This is a genomic window from Pedobacter sp. 10L46_2 (genome assembly GCF_056395165.1).
This window is the reverse complement of sequence record NZ_JBFTIZ010000398.1, coordinates 1-3,221: the sequence shown is the minus strand read 5'-3', so window position 1 is coordinate 3,221 and position 3,221 is coordinate 1. Positions and strand designations below refer to the sequence as shown.

Annotated in this window: 3 protein-coding genes; 1 reads left to right on the top strand and 2 read right to left on the bottom strand. The window is 35.8% G+C overall.

Features of this window, described 5'->3' with window-relative positions; translation table 11 throughout:
• A partial coding sequence (locus AC1DDX_RS25725) for a glycoside hydrolase family 172 protein (RefSeq protein ID WP_477622849.1) occupies positions 1-1,858 on the bottom strand: 1,858 nt, incomplete at its 3' end.
• A gap of 122 nt (positions 1,859-1,980) precedes the next feature.
• Between AC1DDX_RS25725 and AC1DDX_RS25720 the strand changes: the two genes are divergently transcribed.
• Entirely contained in the window at positions 1,981-2,292 is a 312-nt protein-coding gene (locus AC1DDX_RS25720; protein ID WP_172662470.1) for a hypothetical protein, read from the top strand.
• 6 nt (positions 2,293-2,298) lie between these two features.
• On the opposite strand, the gene AC1DDX_RS25715 is transcribed toward AC1DDX_RS25720, so the two are convergent.
• Positions 2,299-3,168, bottom strand: a complete 870-nt coding sequence (locus tag AC1DDX_RS25715; RefSeq protein WP_288883865.1) for an AraC family transcriptional regulator — start codon at positions 3,166-3,168, stop codon at positions 2,299-2,301.
• Positions 3,169-3,221: the final 53 nt, after the last annotated feature.

Below are 3,221 nucleotides of genomic sequence, written 5' to 3'. Positions count from 1 at the left end.
ATTTTTTATCATCAGGCTTGAAATGTAAGGTTATCGCATTTTTAAAGTCATCCAGATCAATATCACAGAGATAGGAATTTGGAAAAGATTGGCGTTTCTCCGTATAAAAAGAAATTGGCTCACTTACCAGTTTTTGCCTTTGCCATATGGTAATTTCAGCTCCGTCATCAGATTTTTCCATATCAGCATACAATTTGTAATGACCTTTAGGCAGCTCACTAAGATCTATCTTTACTTGTCCGCCACCCGTAGCGTGTAAAATGTTTCCATCTATTTTTACCGCGCCCCCAATAGTATATTGCATTAGTTGAGGATAAACCATAAGCGTGTCGGGTATGTACACCTTGGTTAGTTCCTCGGTTGGTAAAACAAGGTTACTGTTAATTGATTTGTCTGCATAATAGAATGCTACAGAAGTATAATCTCCAGGTTTATTGTTTTTTTCCGGACCATGTTCAATAGTGTGTTTTATTTCTTTTTCAAAAGGCATTTTGTCCGATATAAATAGCCTGTATCCTCCGGTTCTGGCGTATGGCAAAGAATAATCAAGAGAGCCATGAAGTGGTAGGCTCATTTTTCTGTCCCAACGGTCAAGCAAAGCATACCATCCACCATTAAAATAATCTTCCGAGCCTGTTCCATGCATTCTCATCTCACCGTCTATAGTAGTTACATCATCACCCTCAAAGAATAATGTCATTCCCGGATTAAGCCCCTGAGCTTGAAGAATTGTCCCCACATAATGTCCCTTGCCTTTTCCCTCTAAGAATAAATGAGGTGTTTCTGGTTTAGTATTTTTATCCGGATTCCAAAAGGCATAGAATTTACCTTCTTTTGAAGGTTCATATTTGGTGTCTTCCACGTAAACATCTGCCTCAATATTTATCGGGGTTGATGCTGTTCCAGGAGTACCCTGAAGTTGTAAAAGTTCTATTTTTGCCTTTTTAGTAAAGGGCATCGGGAAGTAGCAGTAATTGGTATTGTCAGCCGAGCCCAGTAGCAGACTTTGCATAGACTCTTTGCCAAAGGCATAACCAAAGAAATCTGCCACAGGCATAAATATTGCCGGTTGTTCATCGTCCCAGCTCATCTTAATTAACACATTTTTATTTAGACCTCTAAAAGAATCGGCATGATGCAATTTTATACCAGTTATTCTTCCTCCTTCATTTATATCTGCAATGGTAACTGATTTGGAGGGGGTTAATATACTTTCAGTATGGATCGGTTTGCTATTTAGCTTAGCCACTTTGTTCCAATCATCACCAAGCGTAGTTAATACAAGTTTTTCCTGTTCATTAAGTTCAGAACTAAAATTTCTAATCTGGTAATTCTTGGGATAGCTTCTATATTGAATTTGATAGAATTCCATCTTTTTACCTCTCGAAACGATTTTGCAGCCATTCTTGAATGAGATTGGAAAATAACAAAAATAGCCGCCAAGTTCATTGCCTGTTAATGGCGAAATAAAAGGAAATACTTTGCCTGAGAAAAGATCTGAAAAACGAATTGAAAAGTTAGGTTTTGCTGATCCTCCGAAATAAAAATCAAGCATATCATTATTCGGTGTTGGCGTCCAGATCCTATTGATTACCCCGTTTCCTTTAGCTTCAAATATCACTAATGAGCTATCCGCATTTTTGCGTATAAAAGAATATTTGCCACTAAACCCATCATCATTGTTTCCTGTGGTATCGTAAGAGGAGACCTGCTTTACTTTGGTATCCTTCCAATATTTAGGCAGGTCTTGTATCAAGCATAATTTATTTAACTCAGTTGTTGTGTTTATTTGGTTGTTTTGGGCTATGGCGTTAAGGGTTAAACCACTTACCAGTAAGCATAGATAGGCTCTTTTCATCCGCTTAATTTAATTATTTTCATCAATAATTTCTAAAAATTACATCAAGAGAACACTTAAATGTAGATACCAATGTTAATATTCTTATATTTGCTAATATTTGTAGTATTTCAATTATTGTTATGACCGTTACTGTACTTCCAATTATAGAACCAGAATCTATTCCTGCTGCGCCGCTTGCTAAAGTTATGAATGAAAGATTACGTCGTTTGGCTACCGAGTTGAAAGAAATACACCTTATAGAATTGGAATCTGTTGAACCTCTGTTTGAAGATCTGGTAATCTATATAGGTTATAATAATAAATATGGAATCCGTTGGAAAATAGTAAACGACGTTCCCTTGAAGATAGAAACCATTGTGGCTGATCAATGCGCATTGCTAGGCTATATTAAATGGAAAACGGCAACACTTAATAGTTTCCATGGAAGATAGTATCCGCTAAGTTAACATATGGGTTTGACGATAAAGCTTTGGAGTCTTTCCCGTGATCATTTTAAAACTTTTGTGAAAAGAAGCAAAATTGTTAAAGCCCGACTCAAAGCATATCTGCTTAATATCCATTTTGTTTTCAAGAATTAACTTGCAGGAATAGCCAATTCTTATATCTACAAGGAATTTTGAAAAAGTCTTACCGGTTCGGGTTTTAAAATAACGGCAAAAGGAATTTGGAACTAAGTCTGCAACAGAAGCTATTTCTTCCAACTGAATTTTTTTCTTGAAATTATTTAGCGCAAAATTGTAAATGTTATTCATTCGTTCATTTTCAGATGCACTATAATCGTATTTAAAACCTATAGAAGAAAGCAGCGCAATTTGAGGAAGGTTTGCTATTGCCATTAAACATTCAAGAAGCGTTATTATTTTAGTTATGCCATCGCTTTGATATATTTTCTCAATATATGCAGCTATTTCTAAGGCATTTTTTTCCTGTATGAGAATCCCTCTCTTGGCCTTTTCGAGAATGTTTTTAATGGGCTTGGTTTCAGGAAGATGTAGAAATCGTTCGCCAATAAAGTTATCGTAAAAATGAATTACCGTAGAATATGGTTCTTTTGATCCGGCATCGTCAAAATAAGGGGAGTCATATTTCCAGTAATGAGGTAAATCGCTTCCCACCAAAACAATATCTCCAGGCGCAAATCTCTTAATGTTATCACCCACAAACTGAGTGCCCGTGCCCTTATGAAAGCAGATCAATTCTATTTCAGTATGGTAATGCCATCTGTTATTGATATTTGGAATCATGTCTTTTCTTACACTAAAAGAATGATCTGCACTGTTCGGAATAGTTAGGTGTTGCGGTTTCATCTCTTACTATTATAGCCAAAATATACTTCAAAAAAATATTTTAATACTATTTA